The 25,823-nt window shown below is 73.7% G+C and carries 26 protein-coding genes; 13 read left to right on the plus strand and 13 right to left on the minus strand.

Features of this window, described 5'->3' with window-relative positions:
- Positions 1-42: 42 nt before the first annotated feature.
- A complete protein-coding gene (locus ABZ793_RS03655) occupies positions 43-888 on the minus strand; it encodes a DUF308 domain-containing protein (protein WP_357451290.1) in 846 nt (281 codons plus the stop codon).
- A 259-nt stretch (positions 889-1,147) separates the two neighbouring features.
- Between ABZ793_RS03655 and ABZ793_RS03660 the strand changes: the two genes are divergently transcribed.
- Complete coding sequence (locus ABZ793_RS03660) at positions 1,148-1,855, plus strand: lysophospholipid acyltransferase family protein (RefSeq protein ID WP_357451293.1); 708 nt, start codon at positions 1,148-1,150, stop codon at positions 1,853-1,855.
- A 25-nt stretch (positions 1,856-1,880) separates the two neighbouring features.
- On the opposite strand, the gene ABZ793_RS03665 is transcribed toward ABZ793_RS03660, so the two are convergent.
- A complete protein-coding gene (locus tag ABZ793_RS03665) occupies positions 1,881-5,426 on the minus strand; it encodes an adenylate/guanylate cyclase domain-containing protein (protein ID WP_357451295.1) in 3,546 nt (1,181 codons plus the stop codon).
- A gap of 177 nt (positions 5,427-5,603) precedes the next feature.
- On the opposite strand from ABZ793_RS03665, the gene ABZ793_RS03670 reads away from it, so the two are divergent.
- Positions 5,604-5,807, plus strand: coding sequence for a hypothetical protein (locus tag ABZ793_RS03670; RefSeq protein WP_357451298.1), 204 nt, complete (start codon positions 5,604-5,606; stop codon positions 5,805-5,807).
- Between the two features lie 90 nt (positions 5,808-5,897).
- Here the strand turns inward: ABZ793_RS03670 and ABZ793_RS03675 are convergent, their stop codons facing one another.
- On the minus strand, positions 5,898-6,590 hold the full coding sequence (locus tag ABZ793_RS03675) for a Crp/Fnr family transcriptional regulator (RefSeq protein WP_350707996.1): 693 nt from the start codon (positions 6,588-6,590) through the stop codon (positions 5,898-5,900).
- A 365-nt stretch (positions 6,591-6,955) separates the two neighbouring features.
- Here ABZ793_RS03675 and ABZ793_RS03680 point away from each other — a divergent pair, with 365 nt between their 5' ends.
- The 4 genes from ABZ793_RS03680 (at position 6,956) to proC (ending at position 9,857) form a co-directional block, all read left to right on the plus strand.
- Positions 6,956-7,450 carry a polyadenylate-specific 3'-exoribonuclease AS gene (locus tag ABZ793_RS03680; RefSeq protein ID WP_357451502.1) on the plus strand — a complete coding sequence of 165 codons (495 nt, stop codon included), beginning with the start codon at positions 6,956-6,958 and terminating at the stop codon, positions 7,448-7,450.
- Between the two features lie 63 nt (positions 7,451-7,513).
- Positions 7,514-7,759 carry a pyridoxamine 5'-phosphate oxidase family protein gene (locus tag ABZ793_RS03685; RefSeq protein WP_357451302.1) on the plus strand — a complete coding sequence of 82 codons (246 nt, stop codon included), beginning with the start codon at positions 7,514-7,516 and terminating at the stop codon, positions 7,757-7,759.
- Positions 7,760-7,936: 177 nt separating this feature from the next.
- A complete protein-coding gene (locus tag ABZ793_RS03690; protein WP_350708044.1) occupies positions 7,937-8,965 on the plus strand; it encodes a 6-phosphofructokinase in 1,029 nt (342 codons plus the stop codon).
- A gap of 73 nt (positions 8,966-9,038) precedes the next feature.
- Positions 9,039-9,857, plus strand: a complete 819-nt coding sequence (proC, locus tag ABZ793_RS03695) for a pyrroline-5-carboxylate reductase (protein ID WP_357451305.1) — start codon at positions 9,039-9,041, stop codon at positions 9,855-9,857.
- 127 nt (positions 9,858-9,984) lie between these two features.
- Here proC and ABZ793_RS03700 read toward each other — a convergent pair whose 3' ends face one another.
- Both ABZ793_RS03700 and ABZ793_RS03705 read right to left on the minus strand, forming a co-directional pair.
- Positions 9,985-10,422 carry a VOC family protein gene (locus ABZ793_RS03700; RefSeq protein ID WP_357451309.1) on the minus strand — a complete coding sequence of 146 codons (438 nt, stop codon included), beginning with the start codon at positions 10,420-10,422 and terminating at the stop codon, positions 9,985-9,987.
- 1 nt (position 10,423) lies between these two features.
- A complete protein-coding gene (locus tag ABZ793_RS03705; RefSeq protein ID WP_357451312.1) occupies positions 10,424-11,008 on the minus strand; it encodes a DinB family protein in 585 nt (194 codons plus the stop codon).
- A gap of 61 nt (positions 11,009-11,069) precedes the next feature.
- Here ABZ793_RS03705 and ABZ793_RS03710 point away from each other — a divergent pair, with 61 nt between their 5' ends.
- Positions 11,070-12,029 (plus strand): YafY family protein, encoded by a 960-nt coding sequence (locus ABZ793_RS03710; protein WP_357451315.1) that lies wholly within the window; start codon positions 11,070-11,072, stop codon positions 12,027-12,029.
- A 123-nt stretch (positions 12,030-12,152) separates the two neighbouring features.
- Here ABZ793_RS03710 and ABZ793_RS03715 read toward each other — a convergent pair whose 3' ends face one another.
- Both ABZ793_RS03715 and ABZ793_RS03720 read right to left on the minus strand, forming a co-directional pair.
- Positions 12,153-12,749, minus strand: a complete 597-nt coding sequence (locus ABZ793_RS03715; RefSeq protein ID WP_357451318.1) for a flavoprotein — start codon at positions 12,747-12,749, stop codon at positions 12,153-12,155.
- Between the two features lie 244 nt (positions 12,750-12,993).
- Complete coding sequence (locus tag ABZ793_RS03720) at positions 12,994-14,286, minus strand: DUF1343 domain-containing protein (RefSeq protein WP_357451321.1); 1,293 nt, start codon at positions 14,284-14,286, stop codon at positions 12,994-12,996.
- Between the two features lie 166 nt (positions 14,287-14,452).
- Between ABZ793_RS03720 and ABZ793_RS03725 the strand changes: the two genes are divergently transcribed.
- On the plus strand, positions 14,453-14,803 hold the full coding sequence (locus ABZ793_RS03725; RefSeq protein WP_357451324.1) for a DUF2203 domain-containing protein: 351 nt from the start codon (positions 14,453-14,455) through the stop codon (positions 14,801-14,803).
- A 93-nt stretch (positions 14,804-14,896) separates the two neighbouring features.
- Here the strand turns inward: ABZ793_RS03725 and ABZ793_RS03730 are convergent, their stop codons facing one another.
- Together ABZ793_RS03730 and ABZ793_RS03735 are read right to left on the minus strand one after the other, a co-directional pair.
- Positions 14,897-15,115, minus strand: coding sequence for a heavy-metal-associated domain-containing protein (locus ABZ793_RS03730; RefSeq protein ID WP_357451327.1), 219 nt, complete (start codon positions 15,113-15,115; stop codon positions 14,897-14,899).
- Positions 15,112-15,540 carry a nuclear transport factor 2 family protein gene (locus ABZ793_RS03735; protein WP_357451330.1) on the minus strand — a complete coding sequence of 143 codons (429 nt, stop codon included), beginning with the start codon at positions 15,538-15,540 and terminating at the stop codon, positions 15,112-15,114. The genes ABZ793_RS03730 and ABZ793_RS03735 overlap by 4 nt, the downstream gene beginning before the upstream one ends.
- Before the next feature lie 85 nt (positions 15,541-15,625).
- Here ABZ793_RS03735 and ABZ793_RS03740 point away from each other — a divergent pair, with 85 nt between their 5' ends.
- A complete protein-coding gene (locus ABZ793_RS03740) occupies positions 15,626-16,216 on the plus strand; it encodes a TetR/AcrR family transcriptional regulator (protein ID WP_357451333.1) in 591 nt (196 codons plus the stop codon).
- Between the two features lie 46 nt (positions 16,217-16,262).
- Here ABZ793_RS03740 and ABZ793_RS03745 read toward each other — a convergent pair whose 3' ends face one another.
- Positions 16,263-16,937, minus strand: a complete 675-nt coding sequence (locus ABZ793_RS03745) for an NAD(P)-binding domain-containing protein (RefSeq protein WP_357451336.1) — start codon at positions 16,935-16,937, stop codon at positions 16,263-16,265.
- A gap of 205 nt (positions 16,938-17,142) precedes the next feature.
- Positions 17,143-17,637 carry a glutathione peroxidase gene (locus ABZ793_RS03750; protein ID WP_357451339.1) on the minus strand — a complete coding sequence of 165 codons (495 nt, stop codon included), beginning with the start codon at positions 17,635-17,637 and terminating at the stop codon, positions 17,143-17,145.
- Between the two features lie 165 nt (positions 17,638-17,802).
- Here ABZ793_RS03750 and ABZ793_RS03755 point away from each other — a divergent pair, with 165 nt between their 5' ends.
- The 4 genes from ABZ793_RS03755 to ABZ793_RS03770 all read left to right on the plus strand — a co-directional run bounded on the left by ABZ793_RS03755 (position 17,803) and on the right by ABZ793_RS03770 (position 22,640).
- Positions 17,803-19,404 (plus strand): glycosyl hydrolase family 18 protein, encoded by a 1,602-nt coding sequence (locus tag ABZ793_RS03755; RefSeq protein ID WP_357451342.1) that lies wholly within the window; start codon positions 17,803-17,805, stop codon positions 19,402-19,404.
- A gap of 236 nt (positions 19,405-19,640) precedes the next feature.
- The gene (locus ABZ793_RS03760) at positions 19,641-20,123 is read left to right on the plus strand and encodes a hypothetical protein (RefSeq protein WP_357451345.1); all 483 of its coding nucleotides are present in this window, start codon (positions 19,641-19,643) and stop codon (positions 20,121-20,123) included.
- 86 nt (positions 20,124-20,209) lie between these two features.
- Positions 20,210-21,616 carry a class II 3-deoxy-7-phosphoheptulonate synthase gene (locus ABZ793_RS03765; protein WP_350712129.1) on the plus strand — a complete coding sequence of 469 codons (1,407 nt, stop codon included), beginning with the start codon at positions 20,210-20,212 and terminating at the stop codon, positions 21,614-21,616.
- On the plus strand, positions 21,609-22,640 hold the full coding sequence (locus tag ABZ793_RS03770; protein ID WP_357451348.1) for a GntG family PLP-dependent aldolase: 1,032 nt from the start codon (positions 21,609-21,611) through the stop codon (positions 22,638-22,640). The genes ABZ793_RS03765 and ABZ793_RS03770 overlap by 8 nt, the downstream gene beginning before the upstream one ends.
- A gap of 160 nt (positions 22,641-22,800) precedes the next feature.
- Here ABZ793_RS03770 and ABZ793_RS03775 read toward each other — a convergent pair whose 3' ends face one another.
- Both ABZ793_RS03775 and pknB read right to left on the minus strand, forming a co-directional pair.
- A complete protein-coding gene (locus ABZ793_RS03775) occupies positions 22,801-23,679 on the minus strand; it encodes a deoxyribonuclease IV (protein WP_357451506.1) in 879 nt (292 codons plus the stop codon).
- A 38-nt stretch (positions 23,680-23,717) separates the two neighbouring features.
- The gene (gene pknB, locus ABZ793_RS03780) at positions 23,718-25,709 is read right to left on the minus strand and encodes a Stk1 family PASTA domain-containing Ser/Thr kinase (protein ID WP_357451351.1); all 1,992 of its coding nucleotides are present in this window, start codon (positions 25,707-25,709) and stop codon (positions 23,718-23,720) included.
- Positions 25,710-25,823: the final 114 nt, after the last annotated feature.

Genomic DNA, 25,823 nt, shown 5'->3' on the forward strand with positions numbered 1-25,823 from the left:
TCGTCCCGGGATGCGGGCGCGGTTCCCGCCCGGCCGGGGCGGTCAGACGACGGCGCCGTCGTCCGGGTCGTGGTCCTCGTCGCCGCCGGGGCGCAGCCGCCAGATCAACGCGACGAAGCCGGCGAGGATGCCGGTGAAGCCGAACAGGTTGACGACCGAGGGGTCGGCCACCGGGAAGATCGACGGGAACAGGAACAGCACGAAGCCGACCACGATCGCCAGGACGCCGACCACCGTGTACTTGGAGAAGCGCGGCAGGGGCGGGGGCGGCGGCGGGGTGTAGCGCTCGTCGTCCGCGTCGCCGTCGGGCAGGTCCGCGCCGAAGGTGTCCAGCCCGTCCAGCAGCGAGGGCTCGTCCTGGCGGCCCGGGCCGACGGAGATCCCCGAGACGTCCGCGGCGTACGGCAGCCGGCGCACGTCGGTGGCGGTCGGCCCCGCGGGCTCGTCCGGCGCGGCGAGGGTCACCGGGCCCGTGGCGGGCCCCGGCGGGTCGTCCACGTCCTCGGCGGCGGGCCACGGGTTGTCGCCCGGCGCGGGGGTGGTGTGGAAGCCGGCGACGATCCGGGCCCACTCGGCGTCGATGTCCGGCTCCGCGTCGCGGGACCGGTCGGTGGCCGTCTCGTCGGCGAGCTGGGTCAGGTAGTCCCGCGCGGTGGTCAGGTGCGACCGGTCGACGTAGAGCCGGTCGACGGGGCGGGCGGGGACGGTGGTGGTGCGGGTGACCGGGTTCAGGTCGGCCGAGGGCTGCAGGTAGGCCGCGATCCCGCCGGCGGCGAGGACGTCGAGCAGGTGCTCGCCGACGCGCGGATCCACGTCGCCGGCGACGGCGTACTCGCTCGCGTCGAGCCCGTTGTCCCGCCGTCCCCGGCGGGCCCCACCCGCTGACACCGGACATCCTCCTCATCACGCGCCCGCGGCGCGGTCGCCTGAGCCCCCGCGGCACCGCCTCGGGCACCGTGCCTTGAATCGTGACACGTCGGGACCCGGTTCCGGGAGTGCGTTGTGGCGCGCCGCTCCCCCGGTTCGTAGGCTCATCCCTGACGTCGCCTGCCCGCCGGGAGCGCCCGCGTGGGTCGTCGGGCCCGCCCGGCGACCCGGTCCGCCCCGGCGGCGCGGGTGTCGCGACCCCTCCAGAAGAAGGACACCGGTGCTGTACTGGCTGATGAAGTACGTCATCCTCGGCCCGTGGCTGAGGCTGATCTTCCGCCCACAGGTCGAGGGGCTGCACCACGTGCCCGACACGGGTCCGGTGATCCTCGCCAGCAACCACCTGTCGTTCTCCGACTCGATCTTCACGCCGTTGATCGTCAAGCGAAAAGTGACATTCATCGCCAAAGCCGAATACTTCACCGGCAAGGGCATCAAGGGCTGGCTGACGAAGATGTTCTTCGTCGGCTCCGGCACCATCCCCGTCGACCGCTCAGGCGGCCAGGCGGCCAGGGCGGCGCTGGACACCCAGTTGCAGGTGCTCCGCGCCGGCGGCATCGCGGGCATCTACCCCGAGGGCACCCGCTCGCCGGACGGGCGGCTCTACCGCGGCAAGACCGGGGTGGCCCGGCTGGCCCTGGAGAGCGGCGCCCCGGTCATCCCGATGGCGATGCTCAACGCCGACGAGATCCAGCCGCCCGGCAAGCTGATCCCCAAGATCGCCCGGGTGCGGATCCGGTTCGGCGCGCCGCTGGACTTCTCGCGCTACGCCGGCATGACCGGCGACCGGTTCGTCGAGCGCGCGGTCACCGACGAGATCATGTACGAGTTGATGGAGCTCTCCGGCCGCGAGTACGTCGACACGTACGCCCAGAAGCTGAAGACCCAGCCGGCCGACCCCACCCCCCGCGAACCGGTCGCCGCCTGACGCGCACGCGCCGCGCGGCGGCGGGTCAGCAGGCCAGGGCGGGGTTGGCGGGGGCCGCCGGCGGGCGGGTCAGGTCCAGCAGCCCCGGCGCGCCGTTGCGCAGCGCGAACGCGCGCAGCTCGGCCAGCTCCGGGCGCCCGGCCGTCGGCTCGCCGGCCCGCTCCAGCTCCGCGGCCGCGAAGGTGAGCGCCAGCATCCGGTCGGTCACGTCCGGGATGCCGGCGTAGATCCCGGCGCCCGCCAGGTGCAGCTCGGCGGCTCTCCCGTGGTCGCCGTCCGCGGCGGCCAGCGCCCCGGTCACGGTCCGCAGCGCCGCCTCCGACCAGGGCGTACGGTGGCCCACCCGGTCCAGCATCGCGCGCACCCGGGCCGCGGCGTCCCGCCCGGCGAGGCTGGCCGCGTAGGCGGCCGCCGCGATCCACTCGCCGCTGGCCAGGGCGGGCACCGCCGACCAGGAGGTGGCCAGCTCGTCGATCAGCGCCGCCGCCTCGTCCCGGCGCCCCTGCAACGCCCGGCAGAGCGCGCCCATCGCCAGCATGGTCCAGTGCAGCCGGTGGAAGCCGCTGCGCCGGGCGGCGTCGAGCGCGGCAGCGACGTCGTCGGCGGCGGCCTGGGACCGGGCCGGCGGCACCGGCTCGCCCCGCAGGACCAGCAGGCAGGAGCGCAGGCCCCGGACCTGCATGTCCCAGCTTCCCGTGGGGGTGTCCACGAACGCCTCGGCCGCGGTGAGCAGCCGGCTGAAGTCGCCCTCGAACCAGGCCTGCATGGCCTCCGCGGAGGAAATCGTGGTCAGCGTCTGCCCGCTGGCCTTGCGCGTCGGCGACGACGAGAGCAGGGCGTCCGACCGCAGCCAGTCGCCCTCCTCCCGGACGGCGTACGCCAGGTTCTGGATGGCGCGGGGCAGGGCGATCAGCTGGCTGGCGCGGCTGACCTCGACGATGGAGTGCAGCTCGTCCAGGCCCGACCGGTCGCCCGCCTGGTAGCGGGCGGTGGCGGAGGTGATCCGGGCGTTGGTGCGGGTCTCGGTCAGCCCCAGCCGCTCGCCGATCTCCGCCGCCCGGTCGGCCGCGGCCACCGCCGGGTCCCGCTCGTAGTTGAGCATGTGCAGCCGGCCCAGCTCGGCGTAGGCGTCCGCCTTCTGCGGGCTGTCGGGCAGCGGGGCGAAGAGCTGGACGGCCCGGTCCAGGCAGGCCAGCGCGGCGGGCCGGTCGGCGCGTAGCCACGCGGCCTGGCCGAGCAGCGTCCAGGCGCGCGCCGCGCAGGCCTCGTCGCCGTGCGACAGCAGCCGGTCGGCGAGCGCCTGCACCTGCTCGGGGCCACCACCGGAGAGGAAGGCGTTGCCGTCCCGGTAGAAGGAGATCTCCGTGCTGAGCAACTCCAGCTGGAGGCGGCCGACCGGATCGGACTCGTCGGCCAGGCCGAGCGCCCGGCCCGCGTGGCTCGCCGCCACGTCGAGGCTGTGCAGCGCGTACGCCCGCCGGGCCGCCCGGTGCAGCGCCGCGCGGGCGGTGCCGGCGTACCGGGCGGTGTCCATGCCCAGCGTCCGGGCGATCTCGTGCGCCGCCCAGCGGTGGTGGGCGAGCACCTCCGCCAGGTCGGTGTCCCGGCTCTGCGACAGCGTGTCCAGCCACTCCGCCGTGCGCTCGTGCCGCGCCACCCGCTCGGTGCGGGGCAGCCGCTGGTAGCACACGTCGCGCACCAGCACGTGCCGGAACCGGTACTCCGGCTGCCCCGCCATGGTCGAGGCGGCCTGCTCGTGCACGAAGTCGCGCTGCTCCAGCCGGCGCAGCGCGCGCTCCACCGACTCGACGGGCTGCCCCAGGGCGGCGGCCACCGCGCCCGGCCAGAACTGCACGCCCACCACGGCGGCGGCCAGCAGCACCGTGCGTTCGTTGGCGTCGAGCAGGTCGATCCGGTTGGCGATGACGGCGTGCACGCTCTCCGGCATGGGCAGGTCGAGGTGCTTCTCCAGCGACCAGCTCCGCCCGGACTGGCGCAGCGCGCCCTGCTCGATGAGCATCCGCACGTACTCGTGGGCGTAGAGCGGGTTGCCGCCGGCCACCTCGACCAGCGGCGTCAGCATGTCGGCGGAGAACGCCGCCTGGCCGAACATGTGGGCGTACAGCGAGGCGATGCCGGTGTCCCGCAGCGGCGGCAGGGTGATGGTCACCGAGCCGGTGATCGTGCCCGCCCAGCTCGGGTCCCGGTCGACCAGCTCCGGCCGGGCGGTGCAGAGCAGCAGCAGCGGCACGTCCCGGGCGGCGGCGCCGAGCAGCTCCACGAAGCGCAGCATGGCGTCGTCGGCCCAGTGCAGGTCCTCGAAGACCAGCACGGTCGGCCGGCGCGCGGCCAGCGCCAGCAGGAAGCGCCGCCACGCCGACTCGGTCTCCTCGGCCGGCAGCGGGGTCCCCGGCAGGCCGACCAGCGGCCGCAGCGCGTCCACGAGGCGTTCCCGCTCACCCGGGCCGACCAGCTCGCCGACGGCCGAGGCGAGCCGCTGGGCGGCGGTGGACGCGGGGTCGGTGTCCAGGATGCCGGCCTCGGCCTTGACGATGTCGGCCAGCGCCGCGAACGTCACGTTCTCGCCGAACGGCGGGCACCGCCCGGTACGCCAGGTCAGCGGCTCGTCGACCAGCCGGTCCACGTGCCGGTACAGCTCGCGCACCAGCCGGCTCTTGCCGAGCCCGGCCCGGCCGAAGACGGTCACCACCTGGGGGCGCCGGTCGCGCAGCGACCGGTGCAGGGCGTTGACCAGCATCCCCAGCTCGTGTTCGCGGTCGATGAGCGGCGTCGTGTCCGGCTGCCGGTCGGTCGGCTGCCGGCGCACGGGGGAGAGGGCCAGCCACACCTCGGTCGTCGTCGACCGCCCGCGCAGCATGACCGGCGGCTGCTCGGAGTAGCGGATGGTGTCCCGGGTGAGCGCGTAGGTGGTGCCGCAGACCAGCACCCCGCCGGGCGGCGCGACGGACTGCATCCGGGAGGCCGTGTTGACCACGTCACCGGCGACGATCGCCTGACCGCCGTCGCGGGCGGCGGCCACGTCCACCAGCGCCTCGCCGGTGGCCACGCCGACCCGGAAGCGCAGCGCGTCCGCACCGGTGGGGGTGAAGCGGGTCAGCACCCGTTGCAGCTCCAGACCGGCCCGGACGCAGCGCAGCGCGTCGGTCTCGGTCGCCACCGGCGCCCCGAACAGGGCCATCACCGCGTCGCCGATGTACTTCTCCACCACGCCGCCGTACTGGCCGACGACCCGGCGGGCGGCCGAGAAGAACCCCGTCTGCATGCCGCGGACCAGCTCCGGGTCGGCCCGCTCGACGTACGGGGTGAAGTCGATCAGGTCGACGAAGAGCACGCTGACCCGGCGGCGGTCCTCCTGCGTGGCTGCCGCCCGCCGGTCGGCACCGGGCCGGGGCGCGCCGCAGGAGGTGCAGAACGCCACGTCCCGGGCGAGCGGGCGGAGGCAGTGCGGACACACCGCGCCGAGCTCGTTGCCGCAGCCGCCGCAGAAGCGGTCGCCGGCGGCGGCCGTGCGTCCACAGCGGTCACACTGCGTGGCGATGACACCCTCCACTGGCGGTCCCGCCGGCGCCGGGGTCGGCACCGATCCGGTGCCAGTATCACCACAGGCCCCAGCTGTCGGGTACCGGGCTGTTGGCTTGTGGACAGTCCACCGGCCGGTCGTGCGGCTACAGTCAGGCGGCTGATTTGTCGAACAACGACCACAGGGGGACGCCCGATGGTGTACGTGATGCTGCAGAGCGACTGGACCGACAGCAACGGGGTGAGCCACCTCGCCGGGGACTCCGTCGACGTGGACGCCGCCACGCTGGCGACGCTCCAGGCGCAGGGGATCGTCAGCGAGCAGTCCGGCGGCGGCAGCAAGGACGGCACGGAGTGGGTCGGGCCGGGCAGCACGACCAACTGGGTCGGGCCGGGCAGCGCCACGCCCTGACGCCCGCACCGACGAAAGGGGCCGGAGCAACCGCTCCGGCCCCTTTCCGCGTGGTCGACGGGGCGGTGCGGCGAGCTGGGCGGGTACGCCTCAGCGGTCGTTCATGCCGGCGCGGCGGCGCAGCGCCGCGACGTCGGTGACCACGATCCGGCGGCCCTCGGTGCGCAGCCAGCCGCGGTTGGCGAACGACCCGATCGCCTGGTTGACGCTCTGCCGGGAGCCGCCGGCCATCTCGGCGAGCTGGCTCTGGTTGAGCTCGATCGTGATCATCGGGGCCTGGCTCTCGCCGGCCAGCCGCACCAGCGTCTTGGCCACCCGGCCGGGCAGGTCCAGGAAGACGTGGTCGGCGTTCTGCTCGGTGAGCCGGCGGATCAGCCCGCCCAGCGAGCGCATCACCGCGTCGAGGATGCGCGGGTTGGAGTGCACCAGCTCCATGAACGCGCCCCGGGACAGCGCGAGCGCCGCGCAGTCCTCGATCGCCTCGGCCGAGGCCGAGCGGGTGGACGCGTCGAGCAGGGAGACCTCACCCAGCACGTCGGGCGGGCGGATGACCGACAGCACCGCGCGCTCGCCGGTCGGCGCGGTGCGGAAGACCGCCACCGCGCCCCGGCGCAGCACGATCAGCGACTCGCCGGGGTCGTTCTCCACGAACAGCAACTGACCCTTGCGGTACGTCCGGGGGACCGCCGCCGCGATGACCCGTTGCCGGACCTCCGGCTCGAGCCCGGCGAACATCTCCACACCCGTGAGCGCGTCACCCGGCTCCGGCAGGCGCATTTCCACGGCCCAACCCCTCCCCGGTCCAGGACCACAACTCGCTCACCGGGTGAACCTGAAGGCCCTCGACGAGGTGAACTGACACCGGTTCGGCGTCCGGTAGCGGTACACATCAGATCATGACTGTCCTGTCGCTTGCTGTACACCCCTCAAATCACTTCCGTGACACTCCCGAGCTGCGACGACCGGCATCGTGGGAGCCGGATCCGGTTCCCGGGCGGACCGCCGGGGGGCGGGGGCGGATCCGGTCGCACCGGTGACCACGGTCGGCGGACGCGGGGGGCGGGACCACCCTCGCGCCCGCCGGCCGGCGGCCGGGCGCGGCAACCCCGGTCGCCGGCACGGGGCCGGCGTGGGCGAGGATGGCGGTGATGGTCTACCGCTACTTCTACGACTGCGAGTTCATCGAGGACGGCCGCATCGTCGACCTGGTGTCGATCGGCGTCGTCGACGAGTACGGCCGCGAGTTCTACGCCGTGTCGACCGAGTTCGACGACTCGCGGGCCGTGCCCTGGGTGCGCCGCAACGTGCTCGACAAGCTGCCGTCCCCGGCGGACCGCGCCTGGCGGTCGCGGGAGCGCATCCGCGACGAGCTGTACGACTTCCTCGTCGAGCCGGTCAGGGACCGGCCGGGCGAGCACCTGGAGCTCTGGGCCTGGTACGCCGCGTACGACCACGTGGTCCTCGCGCAGTTGTGGGGGGCGATGCCGGCGCTGCCCCGGGAGATCCCCCGGTTCACCAAGGAGCTGCGCCAGCTCTGGGACGACCGGGGCCGGCCGCCGCTGCCGGACGCCGCGTCGGCCCGGCACGACGCGCTGGTCGACGCCCGGCACAACCTGGCGCGCTGGCGCGCGATGACCGGTTAGTAGGTTTGTCGGTTCTGTCCCGGGCACCGGTGCGACGTCGAGCCGATGCGAGGGAGCGGTCCCGTGAGCAACGAACCGAGCAGCGCCGCCGACGCCCGGCGACGGGTCACCGAGCTGGTCCGGGAGGCCCGGATCTGCATGCTGACGACGATCGCCGTGGACGGCCGCCTGGTGAGCCGGCCGATGGGCCTGCAGGAGGCGGAGTTCGACGGGGACCGTCGCGTTCTCCGACCCGAAGCGCGACGCCTGGGTCTCGATCTCCAGCACCGCGCGGGAGGGCTACGACCGAACCGCGAGGTCAGCTACTGAGCGGTAGGCCGACCGGCGGGTGGGACGGCCCGGGGCGCGGTGCCGGCGTACACCCGCGCCGACTACAGTGCGCACTGACGGCCCGCCCCGGGCCGGCAACGGCGCCGATGGTCTGATCCGACACATATCCTGGGGCAAATCGGGCTTCACCTGATGCTCCAGGAGGATGAGCAGATCATGCGTATCGGCGTGCTCACCGGCGGCGGCGACTGCCCAGGTCTCAACGCGGTCATCCGGGCGGTGGTCCGCAAGGGCGTCGCCAGCTACGGCCACGAGTTCGTGGGTTTCCGGGACGGCTGGAAGGGCCCCCTGGAGGGCCTGTCCCGCCCGCTGGGCATCGCGGAGGTCCGCGGCATCCTGCCGCGCGGCGGCACCATCCTCGGTTCGTCCCGGACGAACCCGTTCAAGATCGAGAACGGTGTCGAGCGGATCAAGGACAACCTCGCCGCGCAGGGCGTCGACGCGCTCATCGCGATCGGCGGCGAGGACACCCTCGGCGTGGCCACGAAGCTGCACGAGCTCGGCGTGCACGTGATCGGCGTGCCGAAGACGATCGACAACGACCTCGGCGCCACCGACTACACCTTCGGCTTCGACACCGCGGTCAACATCGCGATGGAGGCCATCGACCGGCTGCACACCACCGCCGAGAGCCACCACCGCACCCTCGTGGTCGAGGTGATGGGCCGGCACGCCGGCTGGATCGCCCTGCACGCCGGCCTGGCCGGCGGCGCCAACGTGATCCTGCTGCCCGAGCGGCAGTTCGACGTCGACCAGGTCGCCGGTTACGTCGAGAAGCGCTTCCAGCACCAGTACGCCCCGATCGTGGTGGTCGCCGAGGGCGCGCACCCGCTGGAGGGCCAGATGGTGCTGCACAACCAGGAGCTCGACGCGTTCGGTCACGTCCGCCTCGGCGGCATCGGCCAGTGGCTCGCCGAGCAGCTGGAGGCCAAGACCGGCAAGGAGGCCCGCACGGTCGTGCTCGGGCACATCCAGCGCGGCGGCACCCCGACCGCCTTCGACCGGGTGCTCGCCACCCGGCTCGGCCTGCACGCCATCGACGCCGCGCACGAGGGCGACTGGGGCAAGATGGTCGCCATGCAGAGCACGGACATCGTCCGCGTTCCGCTCGCCGAGGCCACCCGCGAGCTGAAGACCGTGCCGCTGGAGCGGTACGCCGAGGCCGAGGTCTTCTTCGGCAGCTGATCGAGGTGTCGACGGCGCGGCGGGCCGCAGGGCCGCCGCGCCGTCGACCACGACAGGAGGGGGTACGCCCGCGATGTCGTCCGGGGTGCACACGGTCGCGGTGATCGGGGCGGGCAAGATCGGTGAGCTGATGCTCTCCGGGCTGCTGCGTTCCGGATGGCCGGTGGACCGGCTGCTGGCCACCGCCCGCCGGCCCGCCCGCGCGGAGGAGCTGACCGCCCGCTACGGCGTACGGGTCGTCGACAACCTGGTCGCGGTGGACGAGGCCGAGGTGCTCGCCGTCTCGGTCAAGCCGCAGGACGCGGCGGCGCTGCTGGAGGAGATCGGGCCGAAGGTGCCCGCCGACAAGCTCGTGATCTCGCTCTGCGCCGGCCTGCCCACCAGCTTCTTCAACCGGCGGCTGCCCGACGGCACCCCCGTGGTGCGGGTGATGACCAACACCCCCGCCCTGGTCGACCAGGCGATGACCGCGATCTCCGCCGGCGCGCACGCCACCGGGGCGCACCTCGCGCTGGCCGAGGAGATGTTCAAGCCGCTCGGCTCGACCATCCGGGTGCCCGAGTCGCAGCAGGACGCGGTGACCGCGCTGTCCGGCTCCGGGCCGGCGTACTTCTACCTCCTGGTCGAGGCGATGATCGACGCGGGCATCCTGCTCGGCCTGCCCCGCCAGGTCGCGCACGAGCTGATCGTGCAGACCGCGATCGGCTCCGCGGTGATGCTGCGCGACTCCGGCGAGCACCCGGTGAAGCTGCGCGAGGCGGTCACCTCGCCGGCCGGCACCACCATCTCCGCCGTGCGCGAGCTGGAGAAGCACGGCGTACGCGCGGCGCTGCTCGCCGCGCTGGAGGCCGCCCGGGACCGCGCCCGGGAACTGGCCGCCCAGGCCGACTGACCCGTCGGAGTCCGACCTCGCGGGTCGGGACTCCGACACGTCTGTCGGCCGATGGTCGGTACGACCGGCGCGGACGGATCGACGCGGTCCGGACCGCGTCGATTCGCCGGCACCGCCGCGCGGCTGGTCAGTCGAGGCAGAACTCGTTGCCCTCGGGGTCGGCCATCACGATGTGACCGGCGCCGAGCGGGGGATCGGGCTCGTGGCGCCTGAGCCGGGTGGCGCCGTGGGAGACGAGCCGCTCGGCCTCCGCCTCCAGGGCCGTCATCCGCGCGTCGCCGTGGAGCCCGGGGGCGGCGCGCACGTCGAGGTGCACGCGGTTCTTGGCCTGCTTCCCCTCCGGCACCCGTTGGAAGAACAGCCGCGGCCGGGAGCCCTCGGGGTCGACCAGCCCGGAGGCGTCGTTGCGGTTCTCGGGCGGCACGCCCATCGCCTCCAGTGCCTGCTCCCACGACTCGAAGCCCCCGGGCGGGGCCTGCAACTGGTAGCCGAGGGCCTCGGCCCAGAACGCCGCCAACCCGGCCGGGTCGGCGCAGTCGAAAGTGATCTGAACGTCGCGGGCCATCTCAGCTCGCCTCCCGTCGGGTCTGCCGGTCATTGTGCAGGTAGAGGTCGCGGAGCAGGCACACCTCGGCCAGATGGTGGATCAGCTCGCGGTTGATGTGCAGCACCAGCGCTGCCAGGGGACGCTCGGCGTACGGCCCCTCGGCCGCCCCGCACGGGCGGGCGAGGCCGGTTTCGCCGAGGGACTCGACCCCGGCGAGCCACGTGGCGTACTCCGCGTCGAGCTGGGCCAGCGCCGCGGTCGCGGTCGCGGCGTACTCGAACGACTGGTAGTCGGTGGGCGCGTGACCGAAGTGCGCGGCGTTGCGCGCCGCGAGCACGCCGACGATCACGTGCCCGAGTCGCCAGGCGATCGTCGTGACCGGTGGCGGGTCGGGCACCGGCACCGCGAAGTCGATGGTCATCGCGCCGGACCCGGCTCGCACCGGTGCGGTGCCGGTGCCGCGCGGGCGCACGCTCCAGCAGCCGGGCGACGGCTCCCAGAAGTACTCGTCATCGGTGAGTCCGTCGAGACGACCGCGTAGCTGGCGGGTCCAGTGCCAGGTGAGCTGATCTCGGAGCAGGAGATTCCAGGTCTGGTCGGTCATGGTTCCAGCCTCCCGTAGATAGCGGACAGGATCGTTCCGCGATCTGTGGAACGATGAACGCGTGACCGTCGAAACGACGACCGAGCGGGTGCTGCGGTTGCTGGCGTTGCTGCAGCGCCGGCCGTCCTGGACCGCCGCCGAGCTCGCCGCCGAGCTGGGGGTCACCGACCGCTCGGTGCGCCGCGACGTGGAGCGGCTGCGCGCGCTCGGCTACCCCGTGCACGCGACGGCGGGCGTCGGCGGCGGCTACCAGCTCGGCGCGGGCACCCGGCTGCCGCCGCTGCTCCTCGACGACGAGGAGGCGATCGCGACGGCGGTGTCCCTGCGGCTGGCCTCGGGGGGCACGGTCGCCGGGGCGGGCGAGGCGGCGCTGCGGGCGCTCGCGAAGCTCGACCAGGTGATGCCGCCCCGGCTGCGCGCCGAGGTGCGGGCGGTGCACGGCGCCACCGAGACCCTGGTCGGCCCCGGGGTCGAGATCGACGCGGAGCTGCTGCTGACGCTCGCGCGGGCCTGCCGCGACGCCGTACGGGTGCGGTTCCGCTACGCCGGCCGCGACGGCGGGGAGCGCGAGCGCACGGTCGAGCCGGTGCGGATGGTCACCACCGGCCGCCGCTGGTACCTGATGGCCCTGGACGTCGACCGCGACGACTGGCGCACCTTCCGGCTGGACCGGATGCGCGAGGTGGTGGCGACGACCTGGCGCTTCCGGCCGAGGGAGCATCCGGACCCGGTCGCCCACGTGCAGCGGTCCGTGACCGAGGCGCCGTACCGGTATGTCGCCCGGGTGCGGGTGCACGCCCGGCCCGACCGGGTGCGGCAGCTGGTGCCGCCCCAGGTGGGGCGGGTCGAGGACGACCGCGACGGGTGGTGCGTGCTCGTCGTCGGCGGGGAGAACCTGGACTGGCTCGCTGTGCACGTGGCCCGGCTGGGCTTCGAGGCGGAGGTGCTGGAGCCTCCGGAGCTGCGGGAGGCCGTCGCCCTGCTCGCCCGCCGCCTCACCGCGATGGCCGGGACCGGCTGACGCCGGGCTTGACGGCCTTGCTGTCGGCGGAGGGCGTCGGCACCCACCTCAAGGTTCCGTGGCGAACCCGGCCGGGCCGTCGGTGAGGGTGCCCGGGAGCATGCCGTTCCACCGCGTGGTGGATCAGCCGGACCGCAGCGCCAGGTCGTCGGCGCGGTGCGCCCGGCCCGCGCCGGCCTGCGCGGGGACCCGGGCGAACCGCGTCCAGGCGGAGACCACCTGCTCGGCGGTGTGCCACGGGAAGGGCTCGCCGACCTCGTCCGCCGCCTCGGCGGGTCCGGTGACCGTCACGCCCCAGTGCCGCAGCCGCGTCAGGCTCTCCAGGAAGGCGGGGTGCCGGGCGAGCGCCGGCTCCGGGGCGGGCACGACGAGGACCGGCAGGCCGACGGCGGTCGCCTCGTTGAGCAGCCGCAGGGCCAGGTTGTCGTTGAGGCCGTACGCCCACTTGTTGACCAGGTCGAAGCTGGCCGGCGCGACCGCGTAGGCGTCGGCCGGCGGCAGCGGGTACAGCGTCTCCGGCTGCTCCTCCTCGTGGACCGGGTGGCGGGTGAGGTCGGCGAGCGTGGCCCGGTCGATCGCGGCCGTCGCGTCCGGGGCGGCGATGACGTGGACCTCCCAGCTCAGCTCCTGGCAGGCCGCGACGAACGGGGCGAGTCCGGCGGCGGGCTCGGCGCCACAGACCACGAGGTGCAGGACAGGCGATCGTGACTTCCCGGGCATGACGCTCCTATCGGCGTGACGTGTCCCGCGCCAGTCGTGGCGAGATGCCGCCGGTCGTGCGGCGGGACGTCGATCGCCTGCGTCACCGGCGATCTCGCCGATCGAGTGGCTCCGGATGTCCGTGGGGGATCCCGAGAGCCGAGAGTATCGAGCCGGTCACCGACGTGAGCCCGTTTCCGGTGAACCGGCCGGACCGGCGGCGGCGGGCCCCCGAATAGCTGAGCGCCGGGTCAGCCGGACGTCCCTAGTAGAGAAGGTGGGGCGCCCGCCGCCGGTCGAACTGGGCCAGCTCGTCGGCCCAGGCGTCGACCACGTCCGCCACGTCGGCGCCCGCGTCGATCATCGTGCGCAGCCGCGGCGATCCGGTCAGCTTGTCCACCCAGTACGGTCGCGCGGCGTCCCACGAGTCGCTCCGCCACGCGAACGCCGGGTACTTGCGCGCCTCCACCAGCATCGCGACCGCCGTCCGGATCGGGTCGTACGTCGCCCGGTCGACGACCTTCACCTCCACCCCGGCGCAGAGCTTGTTGAGCAGTGCCGGCTTCTGTCCCGCCGCCGTCGGCGTGAAGTACGCCTCGCGGAACTCGACGCCGGGCAGGTCGCGCGCGTTGAGCCGGTCGGACCAGTGGTAGTCGAAGTCGCCGGCCAGGCCGCCGATCAGCTCGAACGGCCTGCAGGTGCCCCGGCCCTCGGTGAGCGAGGCGACGCCCTCGAACAGGCCGGTGCCGGGATAGACCAGCGCGGTGTCCGGGGTGGGCATGTTCGGGCTGGGCATCACCCAGGGCAGGTCGGTGTCGGCGGCCAGCTTGTCGCGCTTCCAGTGCCGGCACCGGACCACGTGCAGGTCGACGGGCCGCCCCGCCGCGGCGGGCAGGAACTCCGCGTTGAAGAACCCGGCCAGCTCGCCCACGGTCATCCCGTGCTGCTGGACGATCTCCTTCAGACCCACGCCGGAGGTGTAGGCGGGCGTCATCATCGGCCCGTAGGCCCGGCCGCCGACCGGGTTCGGCCGGTCCAGCACGACGTACCGCTTGCCGACGCGGGCGGCGGCCACCATCGAGGTGTACATCGTCCAGATGTACGTGTAGAAGCGGACGCCCACGTCCTGGATGTCGAAGACGACGGTGTCGACGCCGGCCTCGGTGAACATGGTCTCCCACTTGGCCTGGGAGGCCCCGTACGCGTCGTAGACGGTGATCCCGGTGCGGGCGTCGACGCCGGTGCCCTCGCTGCCGCCGGCCTGCGCCGAGCCGCGGAAGCCGTGCTCGGGGCCGAACGCCGCGGCCAGCCGCACCGCGTCCGAGGCGTGCATCAGGTCGACCAGGTGGCGGTAGGACGCGTCCACCCCGGTGGGGTTGGAGACCACGCCGACCCGCTGGCCGGCGAAGTCCGCGAAGTCGGACCCGACGAGGACGTCGAGGCCGGTCTCCACGCGGCGGATGCCGGGCACCGCGTTGCCGGGCGTGCCAGGGGCCGCCGCCGCGACCGCGCCCGCGGTCACCGCACCCGCACCGGCCAGGAACTTCCTGCGCTCCATGTCGACCTCCCGTCGGTTGCGTCGAAACTTAGCTACGCATTGATGCCCCGTCAAGGAAGGTTAGCTACATGGAGGGAGGCGGTGGGGACCGCGCGGTCCCGCGGCGTCCCGGCCGGCCGCCCGGACGTGGTGCTCCATACCGGACGTGGTGCTCCATACTGGCCCGGTGTTCACCCTCGCCCAGGCCCGCCACCTGATCGCCACGCTGCGCCCGCGCGTCGACGAGCTGATCCGGCTGCGGGCCGACCTGGCCGAACTGCGCGCCGACCTGGCCGACCGGGGCGCCAGCCCGCTCGGCGGACGGGCCGAGGTCAAGGGGCTGGAGGCCCGGCTGCACGCCCTCGTCGAGGAGCTGCACTCCCACGACATCCAGGTCAAGGGCATCGCGCCGGTGCTGCTCGACTTCCCCGGCGAGCGGGCCGGCCGGCCGGTGCTCTGGTGCTGGCTGGAGGGCGACACCGACGTGCGCTGGTACCACCGCGTCGAGAGCGGCTTCGCCGGCCGCCGCCCGGTCTGACCCGGCGGCCAGGTCCACCACCCGGTCGGCGGCCTTCGGGCCGACGCGGGGCGCGGCGCGACGGCCGCCTGCCCGCGGGGATCGCCGGGCGAGCTACCCCGGAAGTGGGTCGGTGAGCTCGTAGCCCGCCTCCTCGACGGCGGCGCGCACCTCGGCGACGGCGAGAATCCTGTCGCTGGTCACCGTGACCGTGCCGGCCTCGACGTCCACCGCGACGGCGGTGACGCCCCGCAGGCGCTCGATCTCCTCGGTGACGAAGGCCGCGCAGTGCCCGCAGGCCATGCCGCTCACGGCCCAGGAGGCGGTGGTCATGCCGACTCCGTCGGCAGGTCGCGCGCCCGCGGTGCCGGCTGGCCCGGAGCGGGTCCGGGATCGGCGGGCACGGCGCGGGTGAGCATGTGCGACCGGCGCATCCGACCGTCGGGGGTGAACTGTCCGAAGAAGTGCACCTCCATGGCGAGGGGCCGCTTCGGGTTGTCCACGTGCAGCGTGTACCGCGCGGCGACGCGGTCCCCGTGCGCCAGTGCCTCGTGCACCTTCCTGCGCACCGGGCGGGTGTGCGCCACCAGCTTGTCCCGGTCCATCCGGTGCCCGTCGGCGATCTGGACGATGTCGGGCGTGTGGTAGCGGTCGACGATCAGCCCGGCGTCCTCGTCGCTGCCCAACAGGTCGGCGGTGAAGGAGGTGAAGAAGTCGGCGATGAACCCCTCGGGGTCGGTGTCATGGCGTGGACGCATGGCGCTCCCGTCTCGCGATAGCATCGGCACAACTCTTACAGCTTGTAAGATATGGACGCCCGACAACTTTGGCAAGATGTAAGAGATGACCTCGTCTCCGAAGCGCCGCGCCGACGCCCTGCGCAGCAGGGCCGCCGTCCTGGACGCGGCCGTGCGACTCCTCAGCGCCCATCCCGACGCGAGCGTCGAGGCCGTCGCCTCGGCCGCGGGGGTGACCCGGCAGACCGTCTACGCCCACTTCTCGTCCCGGCAGCAGTTGCTGGCGGCGGTCCTCGACCGGGTCACCGAGGAGGTCGTCGCCGCGATGGACGCCGCCGACACCGACACCGGGCCGGCCGCCGACGCGTTGCTGCGCATGCTCGACGTCAGCGCCCGCGAGGCCGGGAAGTACCGCGGCCTGCTCCAGGCGATCAGCGCCGTGCCGGTGAGCCCGCAGGCCGACCAGGAGCGTCACGCGCCGGTCGTGGACCGGCTCAGGCGGGTGGTGCGGCGCGGGCAGGAGGCCGGAGAGTTCGACGACCGGCTCCCGGCCGACTGGTTCGTCGCGGTGGTCGTCAAGCTCGGCCACGCCGCGAGCGAGGAGGCCGACGCCGGCCGGATGTCCGAGGCGGACGCGACGGCGGCGCTCCGCACCAGCCTGCTCCGCGTGCTCGGCGCGCCCACCCCGCCCGGGTGAGCGGCACTTCCGGCGGTGGCCGTCCGGGGATGACGGCGGCGCCGACTCAGCGGGTGGCGGCGGCCAGGGCGGCGCGCACCGTGGCGGCGTCGGCCGGCGCCTCGCGCTCCCAGTTCGTTGGGTCGGCCGAGTAGATGGTCCCGTACGCCGGCGTGTCCGGCTGGTAGCGCCAACTCTCGGCGAGCGTCCCGGCGTCGACGGCGTCGTAGCCGATCCGGTCGAGGAAGGCGGTGGCGTCGGCCTTCGCGCCCGCGTCGTCGCCGCCGACGGGCAACGCGCTGCGGTCGGCGGCGCCGGCGGGCCGGGCCAGCGCGTGCAGGTGCTTGAAGAAGATGTTGTTGAAGACCTTGACCACCCGCGACCGCGGCAGGTGCCGCTGCAGCAGCTCGCTGCTGGTTACCGAGCCGGCGTCGAGCTCGGGGAAGGTGCCGTCCCGCTCCGGGTAGTAGTTGTTGGTGTCCAGCACGACCTTGCCGGCCAGCGGCTCGACCGGCACGTCCCGGTACGCCTTGAGCGGGATGGTGACGACCACCAGGTCGCCGGCCTCCGCCGCCTCCGCCGGGGTGGCCGCCCGGGCGCGGGCGCCCAGCTCGTCGACGAGGTCCTTGAGGGTCTCCGGGCCGCGCGAGTTGCTCAGCACCACGTCGTAGCCGGCGGCCACCGCCAGCCGCGCCAGCGTCCCGCCGATGTGTCCACTGCCGATCAGTCCCACAGTTGTCATGTCGGTCCCCAACTCCGCTCGTTGCGGCCGTATTCCCTATCGGCGTGGTCGACAATTCCCGCCGTCGCCGCGCTGGCGGCAGGGGGGCGCGGCCGGCGGCGGCGATGGGTGGCCCGTACGTCCAACGTACCGCCGACCGTAGTCCGGGGGACGCGTAGCGGCACCGTTCCGTCCACGGGGGAGCCGAGCCGGCGCCGGGTGGTGGTCAGGCCGCCGGGGGCAGCACCTCCTCGATCGCGGCGCGCAGCTCGGCCGCGTCGGGCTGGACGGTCGGCGCGAACCGGGCCGCGACCGTGCCGTCCGGCGCGACCAGGAACTTCTCGAAGTTCCACCGCACGTCGCCCGTGTGCCCCTCGGCGTCGGGGGTGCCCACCAGCGCGGCGTAGAGGGGGTGGCGGTCGGGGCCGTTGACGTCGACCTTCTCGGTCAGCGGGAAGGTCACCCCGTAGTTGACCTGGCAGAAGTCGTTGATCTCCTCGGCCGTGCCCGGCTCCTGGCCGGCGAACTGGTTGCAGGGCACGCCGAGCACCACCAGGCCGCGGTCGGCGTACTCGTCGTGCAGCGCCTGGAGGCCGGCGTACTGCGGGGTGAGGCCGCAGCGGGAGGCGACGTTGACCACCAGCAGCGCGCGTCCGCGGTGCTGCGCGAGGTTCGCCGGGCCGCCGGTCAGGGCGTCGATGTGGGTGTCGAAGACGGTCATGGGCCGAGGTTACGCGCCGCCGCCGGGCGCGCCGCGGGGGCCGGGCGGAGCCGACCGCGCTCCCAGTGGAAATCGATACATGTACATCTTGACGAAGTGATGACGACGTGAGTAGCGTCGCAGCATCATTTTGGAAAGTTTCCTAACTGTTTAGGGAGACGCCACATGAAGAGATCGCTCCGCCGGGCCCTCTGGGTCGGCACCGTCATGGCGGTGACAGCCGCCACGGTCCCGATGGCCAGCGCGTTCGGCGACGGCAGCGTGACCGCCGCGTTCGCCAAGGCGCAGGACTGGGGGACCGGTCACGAGACGCGGGTGACCATCACCAACGGGTCGAGCGCCTCGGTCAGCACCTGGCGCATCGAGTTCGACCTGCCGTCGGGCACCAGCATCAGCAGCTCCTGGGACGCCGACGTCACGCGCACCGGTGACCACTACGTCGCGGTCAAGAAGAGCTGGGCCGGCCCGCTCGCGCCGGGTGCCACCTTCAGCTGGGGCTACAACGGCACCGGCGCGTACAAGGCGCCGTTGAACTGCACGATCAACGGCGTGGCGTGCGGTGGCGGCAGCACTCCGCCGCCCACCACCGTGCCGCCGACCACCACGCCGCCGCCGACCACCCCGCCACCCACCACTCCGCCGCCGGACCCGGGCGGCAAGAAGGTCGTCGGCTACTTCGCGCAGTGGGGCGTCTACGCCCGCAACTACCACGTCAAGAACATCCACACCAGCGGCTCGGCCGCCAAGCTGACCCACATCCTGTACGCCTTCGGCAACACCACCGGCGGCCGCTGCGCGATCGGCGACAGCTACGCCGACTACGAGAAGGCGTACACCGCGGCGGACAGCGTCGACGGCGTCGCCGACACCTGGGACCAGCCGCTGCGCGGCAGCTTCAACCAGCTGCGCAAGCTCAAGAAGATGTACCCGAACCTCAAGGTGATCTGGTCCTTCGGCGGCTGGACCTGGTCCGGCGGCTTCACCCAGGCCGCGCAGAACCCGGCCGCCTTCGCGGAGTCCTGCTACAACCTGGTCGAGGACCCGCGCTGGGCGGACGTCTTCGACGGCATCGACATCGACTGGGAGTACCCGAACGCCTGCGGTCTCACCTGTGACAGCAGCGGCCCGAACGCCTTCAAGAACGTGATCAGCGCAGTGCGTACGAAGTTCGGCTCGTCGGCGCTGGTCACCGCCGCGATCACGGCGGACGGCAGCGACGGCGGCAAGATCGACGCCACCGACTACGCCGGCGCCGCACCGCACCTGAACTGGATCATGCCGATGACGTACGACTTCTTCGGCGCGTGGGCGGCCCAGGGGCCCACGGCCCCGCACTCCCCGCTCTACTCCTACCCCGGCATCCCGCAGCAGGGCTTCTGGTCCGACGCGGCGATCCAGAAGCTCAAGAGCAAGGGCATCCCGTCCAACAAGCTGCTGCTCGGCATCGGCTTCTACGGCCGGGGGTGGACCGGGGTGACCCAGGCGGCTCCGGGCGGCAGCGCCACCGGGCCCGCCCCGGGCACCTACGAGCAGGGCATCGAGGACTACAAGGTGCTCAGGAACAGCTGCCCGGCGACGGGCACCGTCGGCGGCACCGCGTACGCCAAGTGCGGCAGCAACTGGTGGAGCTACGACACCCCGTCGACCATCAACGGCAAGATGACGTACGCGAAGAACCAGGGCCTCGGTGGCGCGTTCTTCTGGGAGCTCTCCGGTGACACCGGCAACGGCGAGCTGATCGGCGCCATCAAGGGCGGTCTCGGCTAGGCCGCAGGCCGACGCACCACCCACCCGGCGGGGAGGGACCACGCACCGGTCCCTCCCCGCCCGGCCGTGCCCCCTGACGCCCGCCCCGCGCCCGCGGGCGCCGGCGACCGGCGCCGCCGCCGGACGGGGACCGGCGGCTCCGGACCGGTTCGGGCGCGGCGGACCGCCAGGCACGTCGGTCGATGTGACAGACTCGCCGCTCAACGGGCTCGATGTCCACGGCGACGGAGGTGGCGATGCGCGCGACGCACGGGAGGCTGGCGGCGGGCGCTGTGCTGCTCGGAACCCTGCCCTTCGCCCTGCTCGGCTGCGGCGTCGGCAAGGAGGAGGACCCGGCGACCAAGCCCGGGCGGGCCCCGGCCGAGGAGGCCGCCGCCAAGTCGCGGGAGCGGGTGCAGGCGTACCTCGACGCGATGACCGCCAAGGACGTCGCGGCCGGCCGCAGCCAGCTCTGCGCCGTCCTCCAGGAGGGCTTCGACGCCGCCGCGACCGGCCCGAACGGCGACTTCGCCGACCACTTCACCGTCTCCCAGGCCGAGATCACCGACATCCGCCCGGGCCCCCAGGGCCAGGAGGTCAGCACCACGGTCTCGGTCAAGGCCGGCTCCCGCACGGTCGCCCGGCCGCTGCTGTTCACGGTCACCCGCGACGGCGCCGACTGGTGCATCGCCGCCGAGGCGCCGGGCGGCCACTCCCCGGCTCCGGCCGCGACGCCCTGACCTGCGCTCCGGTGAGTCATCTCTCACCTGCCGGAACCCTGCCCTCCGCCCGTCGGCCGCCCGGTCGGTCGCCGTACGCTTCTGTCATGCGCCATGAGTGGCATCAGCTGAGCCATCCCGCGGTGGGCAGCCCGGGGCTGCAGACCAGCCGCCCGACCATCGACTCCGCCGAGGACGCGGCCCTCGGCCTGGACCGCTGGCGGGAGCTGCCCCGCGCACAGACCCCGCCGTGGCCGGACCCGGCCGGGGTCGCCGAGGTCTGCAAGGTGCTCGACACCGTGCCCTCGGTGGTGGCGCCCTACGAGGTCGACCAGCTCCGCCAGCGGCTCGCGCTGGTCTGCGAGGGCAAGGCGTTCCTGCTCCAGGGCGGTGACTGCGCGGAGACCTTCGCCGACAACACCGAGAGCCACCTGCTGGCCAACGCCCGCACCCTGCTCCAGATGGCGATCGTGCTCACCTACGGCGCCTCGCTGCCCGTGGTCAAGGTCGCCCGGGTCGCCGGGCAGTACACCAAGCCCCGGTCGCTGCCGACCGACGCGCGCGGGCTGCCGGCCTACCGCGGCGACATGATCAACTCGCTGGAGGCCACGCCGGAGGCGCGGGCCGCCGACCCGCAGCGCATGATCCGGGCGTACGCGAACTCGGCCGCCGCGATGAACATGCTCCGCGCGTACCTGGCCGGCGGGCTGGCCGACCTGCACGCGGTGCACGACTGGAACAAGGGCTTCGTGAAGAACTCGCCGGCCGGCGAGCGCTACGAGGCGATCGCCCGGGAGATCGACCGGGCGCTGGCGTTCATCCGCGCCTGCGGGATGACCGACGACGAGGCCCTGCGCACCGTCACCCTCTACTGCTCCCACGAGGCCCTCGCCCTGGAGTACGACCGGGCGCTCACCCGGGTCTCCGACCGCCGGGCGTACGGCCTGTCGGGGCACTTCCTGTGGATCGGCGAGCGCACCCGGCAGATCGACGGCGCGCACATCGACTTCATCTCCCGCATCGCCAACCCGATCGGGGTCAAGCTCGGCCCCACCACCACGCCGGACGAGGCGATCGAGCTCTGCGAGAAGCTCAACCCGGACAACATCCCCGGCCGGCTCACCCTGATCAGCCGGATGGGCAACCACAAGGTCCGCGACGCCCTGCCGCCGATCGTCGCCAAGGTGACCGCCGCCGGCGCCAAGGTGGTCTGGCAGTGCGACCCGATGCACGGCAACACGCACGAGTCGTCCAACGGCTACAAGACGCGGCACTTCGACCGCATCGTCGACGAGGTGCTCGGCTACTTCGAGGTGCACCGGGGCCTGGAGACCCACCCCGGCGGCCTGCACGTCGAGCTGACCGGCGAGGACGTCACCGAGTGCCTCGGCGGCGCCCAGGGCATCGAGGACCTCGACCTGCCCGACCGGTACGAGACCGCCTGCGACCCGCGACTGAACACCCAGCAGTCGCTGGAGCTGGCTTTCCTGGTGGCGGAGATGCTGCGTGGCTGACGAGATCGTCGACCTCCGTTCGGACACCGTGACCCGGCCCACGCCGGGGATGCGGGAGGCGATGGCCACCGCCGAGGTCGGCGACGACGTCTACGGCGAGGACCCGGCGGTCAACGCGCTGGAGGCCGAGGTCGCCGCGCTCTTCGGGCACGAGGCGGCGCTGTTCGCCCCGACCGGGTCGATGGCCAACCAGATCGCCCTGCAACTGCTGGTGCCGCCCGGCAACGAACTGCTCTGCGACGCCGACGCCCACGTGGTGACGTACGAGATCGGGGCCGCCGCCGCGTACGGGGGCATCTCCTCGCGGACGTGGCCGGCGGTCGGCGCGGACATCGACCCGGACGCGGTCGCCGCCATGATCCGCCCGGACGGCTACTGGGCGGTGCCCACCCGCGCGATCGCGGTGGAGCAGACCCACAACCGGGGCGGTGGCGGGGTGATCCCGCTGGCCACCCTGCGCGAGCTGCGCCGGGTCGCCGACGACGCGCAGGTGGCGCTGCACTGCGACGGCGCCCGGATCTGGCACGCGCACATCGCCGACGGCGTGCCGCTGGCCGAGTACGGCGCCCTCTTCGACACCCTGTCGGTCTGCCTCTCCAAGGGGCTCGGCGCGCCGGTCGGCTCGCTGGTCGTCGGCAGCGCCGAGCAGATCGAGCGGGCCCGGTTCATCCGTAAGCGGATGGGCGGTGGGATGCGGCAGGCCGGCATCCTCGCCGCCGCCGGCCGGTACGCGCTGGCCCACCACGTCGACCGGCTCGCCGCCGACCACGCGAAGGCGGCCCGGCTCGCCGAGGCGATCGCCCCGTTCGGGGTGCTGGCCGGCACGGTCCGCACCAACCTGGTGCCGCTGGACCTGACGAAGGCGCCGCTGGACGCGCACGCCCTGGCCGCCGCCGCCCGCGCCGAGGGCGTCCTGGTGTCGGTCCTCGGCCCCCGCGTCGCCCGCCTGGTCACCCACATGGACGTCGACGACGCCGGCATCGACCGGGCCGTCGAGGTCGTCACCCGCATCCTCCGGGGCTGACGCCCGGCGCGGGCACGCGGGACCGAGCCGTTACGGAGGCCACGGCGCGTCCGGGATCCCGGGCGGCTGGGGATCCCCGCGGCGCGTGGGCCGGGCCGCCGCAGGCCGGACTCCGCCCAGCTCCGGCCCGACGGACCGGGGGGCGGAGCCGGGCGACGTCTCAGGGGTGCAGGCGTTTGAGGGTGGCGATGTCGACGGCGTGGCCGACGTGCTTCTCCGTCGGGGTCTCCACCACGACCGGGACGCCGGCGGTGGCCGGGTGCGCCATCAGCTCGGCGAACGCCGGCTCGCCGATGGTGCCCTTGCCGATGTTCTCGTGCCGGTCCCGGGTCGAGCCGCACAGGTCCTTCGAGTCGTTCGCGTGCACCAGCCGCAGCCGCCCGGCCCCGACCGTCGCCACCAACGTGTCCAGCGTCGCGGTCATGCCGCCCTCGGCGGCCAGGTCGTGCCCCGCGGCCCAGGCGTGGCAGGTGTCGAAGCAGACCCCGAGCCAGGGATGCCCGTCCACCGCGTCGAGGTAGGGCCCGAGCTGTTCCACCCGGGAGGCCAGCGACCGGCCGCCGCCCGCGCTCGGCTCGACCAGCAGCCGCGGGCGGCCCGCCGCCTCCGCCTCGTCGAGCAGCGGCAGCAGCGTCTCGCGGACCTGCCGCATCGCCGCGTCGGCGTGACTCTCGTCGACCGCGCTGCCGGCGTGGAAGACCACGCCCTCGGCGCCGATCGCCCGGCCCCGGCGCAGCGCGTGGGCCAGCGTCTCCGCCGAGCGCTCGACCGTGTTGGCCGTGGGGGAGCCGATGTTGACCAGCAGCGACGCGTGGATGAAGACCGGCAGGCCCCGCTCGCCGCAGCCGTCGCGGAACAGCGTGTCCTGGGCGGGGTCGCCGGCCGGCAACGCCCAGCCCCGCGAGTTGGAGACGTAGACCTGCACGACCTGCGAGCCGGCCGCGTCGGCGTACGGCAGGGCCGCCTTCGCCAGGCCGCCGGAGGTGGGCGTGTGCGAGCCGACCGGCCGGTGCTGCGCCGTCCCGTCCTGCGCCGTCATCTTGTCCTGCGCCGTCATCTCGTGGTTTTCCGGCATCGTCACAGGCACCCGATGGTGACCTGGGTGCCCGGCGGCACCTGCGTGTTCTCCGGCGGGTTCTGGAAGCGGGTGATGCCGTTCGGGTTGAACTGGATCACCACCGGGAACTGCTGGCTCTCCAGCACCTGCTTGGCCTGCTGGCACGGCAGGTCGATGACCCGGGGCACGGGGACCAGCGGCGGGCCCTTGCTGATCTCCAGCTTGACCTTGGCGCCCGCCTCCACCCCGGTGCCGTCCGCCGGGCTCTGCCCGAGGACCTCGTCCCTGGGCTTGTCGGAGTCCTTGTAGGTGGGCGGCTCGACCAGCACCAGGCCCAGCTGGGCGAGGATCGTCCGGGCCTCGGCCAGGCTCTTGCCGACCAGGTTCGGCACCGAGATCGGGGCCTTGCCCTTGCTCAGGATCACGGTGACCTTGTCGCCCGGCTTGACCTCGGTGCCCACCTTCGGGTTGGTGTCCACCACGACGCCCGCGGGCAGGTTGTCGTCGTAGCGGGCGGTGCCCTTCGCCACCACCAGCTTCGCGTCGAGCAGGTCCGCCTCGGCCAGCTCGAACTCCTTGCCGACCACGTCGGGCACCGGGAAACGCTCCGGCCCCAGCGAGAGGGTCAGCGTGATCGTGCCGCCCTTGACGATGCGGGTGGCGGAGACCGGATCCTGCGCCAGGACGGCGTCCTTCGGGACCTTCTCGTCGTAGCGCGGCTCGGCGTAGGCGACGGTGAAGCCGGCACGGGCGGCCTGCGCCTCCGCGTCGGCCTTGCTCAGGGTCACCAGCTGCGGCGCCACCGTGTAGCGGCCGACCCCGAACCACCAGCCGCCCCCGGCGGCCACGAGGCCCAGCACCACCACGGCGGCGATGACCGCCATCCGGCCCCGCGGGTCGCCCATCACCCGGGCGCGCAGCGCGGACAGCCGCGACCACCGGCTCTCGTCCTCCTCGGTCGCGGCCCGGCGACGGCCCGCCCGTGGAGCGCCGCCCTCGGGCAGCCGGGCCCAGGCCGGCCGCTCGGCCGGCTGGACCGCCGCGACCACCATCGTCGGCTGGGCCACCGCCGGCTCGTCGGTCACCCGGCGCAACACGGCGGTACGCGTGTTCGCGTTGCCCAGGTCGTCCCGGGCCACCTGCACCTCGGCCAGCAGCGCGCCCGCGTCGGTCGGCCGGGCGCCCGGATCACGTCGGGTGGCCCGGGCGACCAGGTCGTCCAGCACCTTGGGCAGGCCGGGCACCAGCGTCGACGGCGCCGGGACGTCCCGGTCGACGTGCTGCCAGGCGACGTCGATCGGCCGGTCCCCGTCGTAGGGCACCCGGCCGGTGAGCATCTCGAACAGCACGATGCCGGCGGAGTAGACGTCGGTGCGGGGGTCGGCGTGCCCCTCGGTGACCAGTTCCGGGGCGACGTACGCGACCGTGGCCATCAGCTGGTTGCCGTTCTCGTCGTCGGCGCTCGCCTCGACGGCCCGGGCCAGCCCGAAGTCGGCGACCTTGACCACGCTGTCGACGAGGTTGCCCGTGCCGCCGGTGGGTGCCTCGGCGACCAGCACGTTCTCCGGCTTCACGTCGCGGTGCACCAGCCCGGCCCGGTGTGCGGCGGCGATCGCGGCGAGCATCTGCTCGGCGATGGCCAGCGCCTCGTCGGGGTCGAGCCGGCGCCGCTCGGCGAGCACGTCGCGCAGGGTGCGGCCGCGGACGTACTCCATCACCAGGTAGGGCAGGCCGGCGTGGGTGCCCTGGTCGTAGACCGCGACCACGTTCGGGTGGGTCAGCCGGGCGATCGTCTTCGCCTCGTCGGTGAACCGCTCCACGAAGCCCGCCGCCCGGGCCTGGGTCTCGGGCGCCTGGGACGGATGAATGATCTTGACCGCCACGGTGCGCTCGAGGCGCTCGTCGGTGGCGGTGTACACGGTCGCCATGCCGCCACGAGCCACGCGACCGCGGATGCGGTAGCGCCCGTCGATCAGCGAGCCCAGCAACGTGTCGGCGACCTGTGTGTCCATCGGCAGGGAGTCTATGTGCCCGGAGGGTGAAGGTTGAACAGGATGGTACAGCCGGGCTACGACGGAAACCTTCCCGTCGCGCTCGCGCCGCCTGTCCGACCTGCTCAGTCGCCT

The organism is Micromonospora sp. NPDC047465, assembly GCF_040643125.1.
Classification (GTDB): Bacteria; Actinomycetota; Actinomycetes; order Mycobacteriales; family Micromonosporaceae; genus Micromonospora.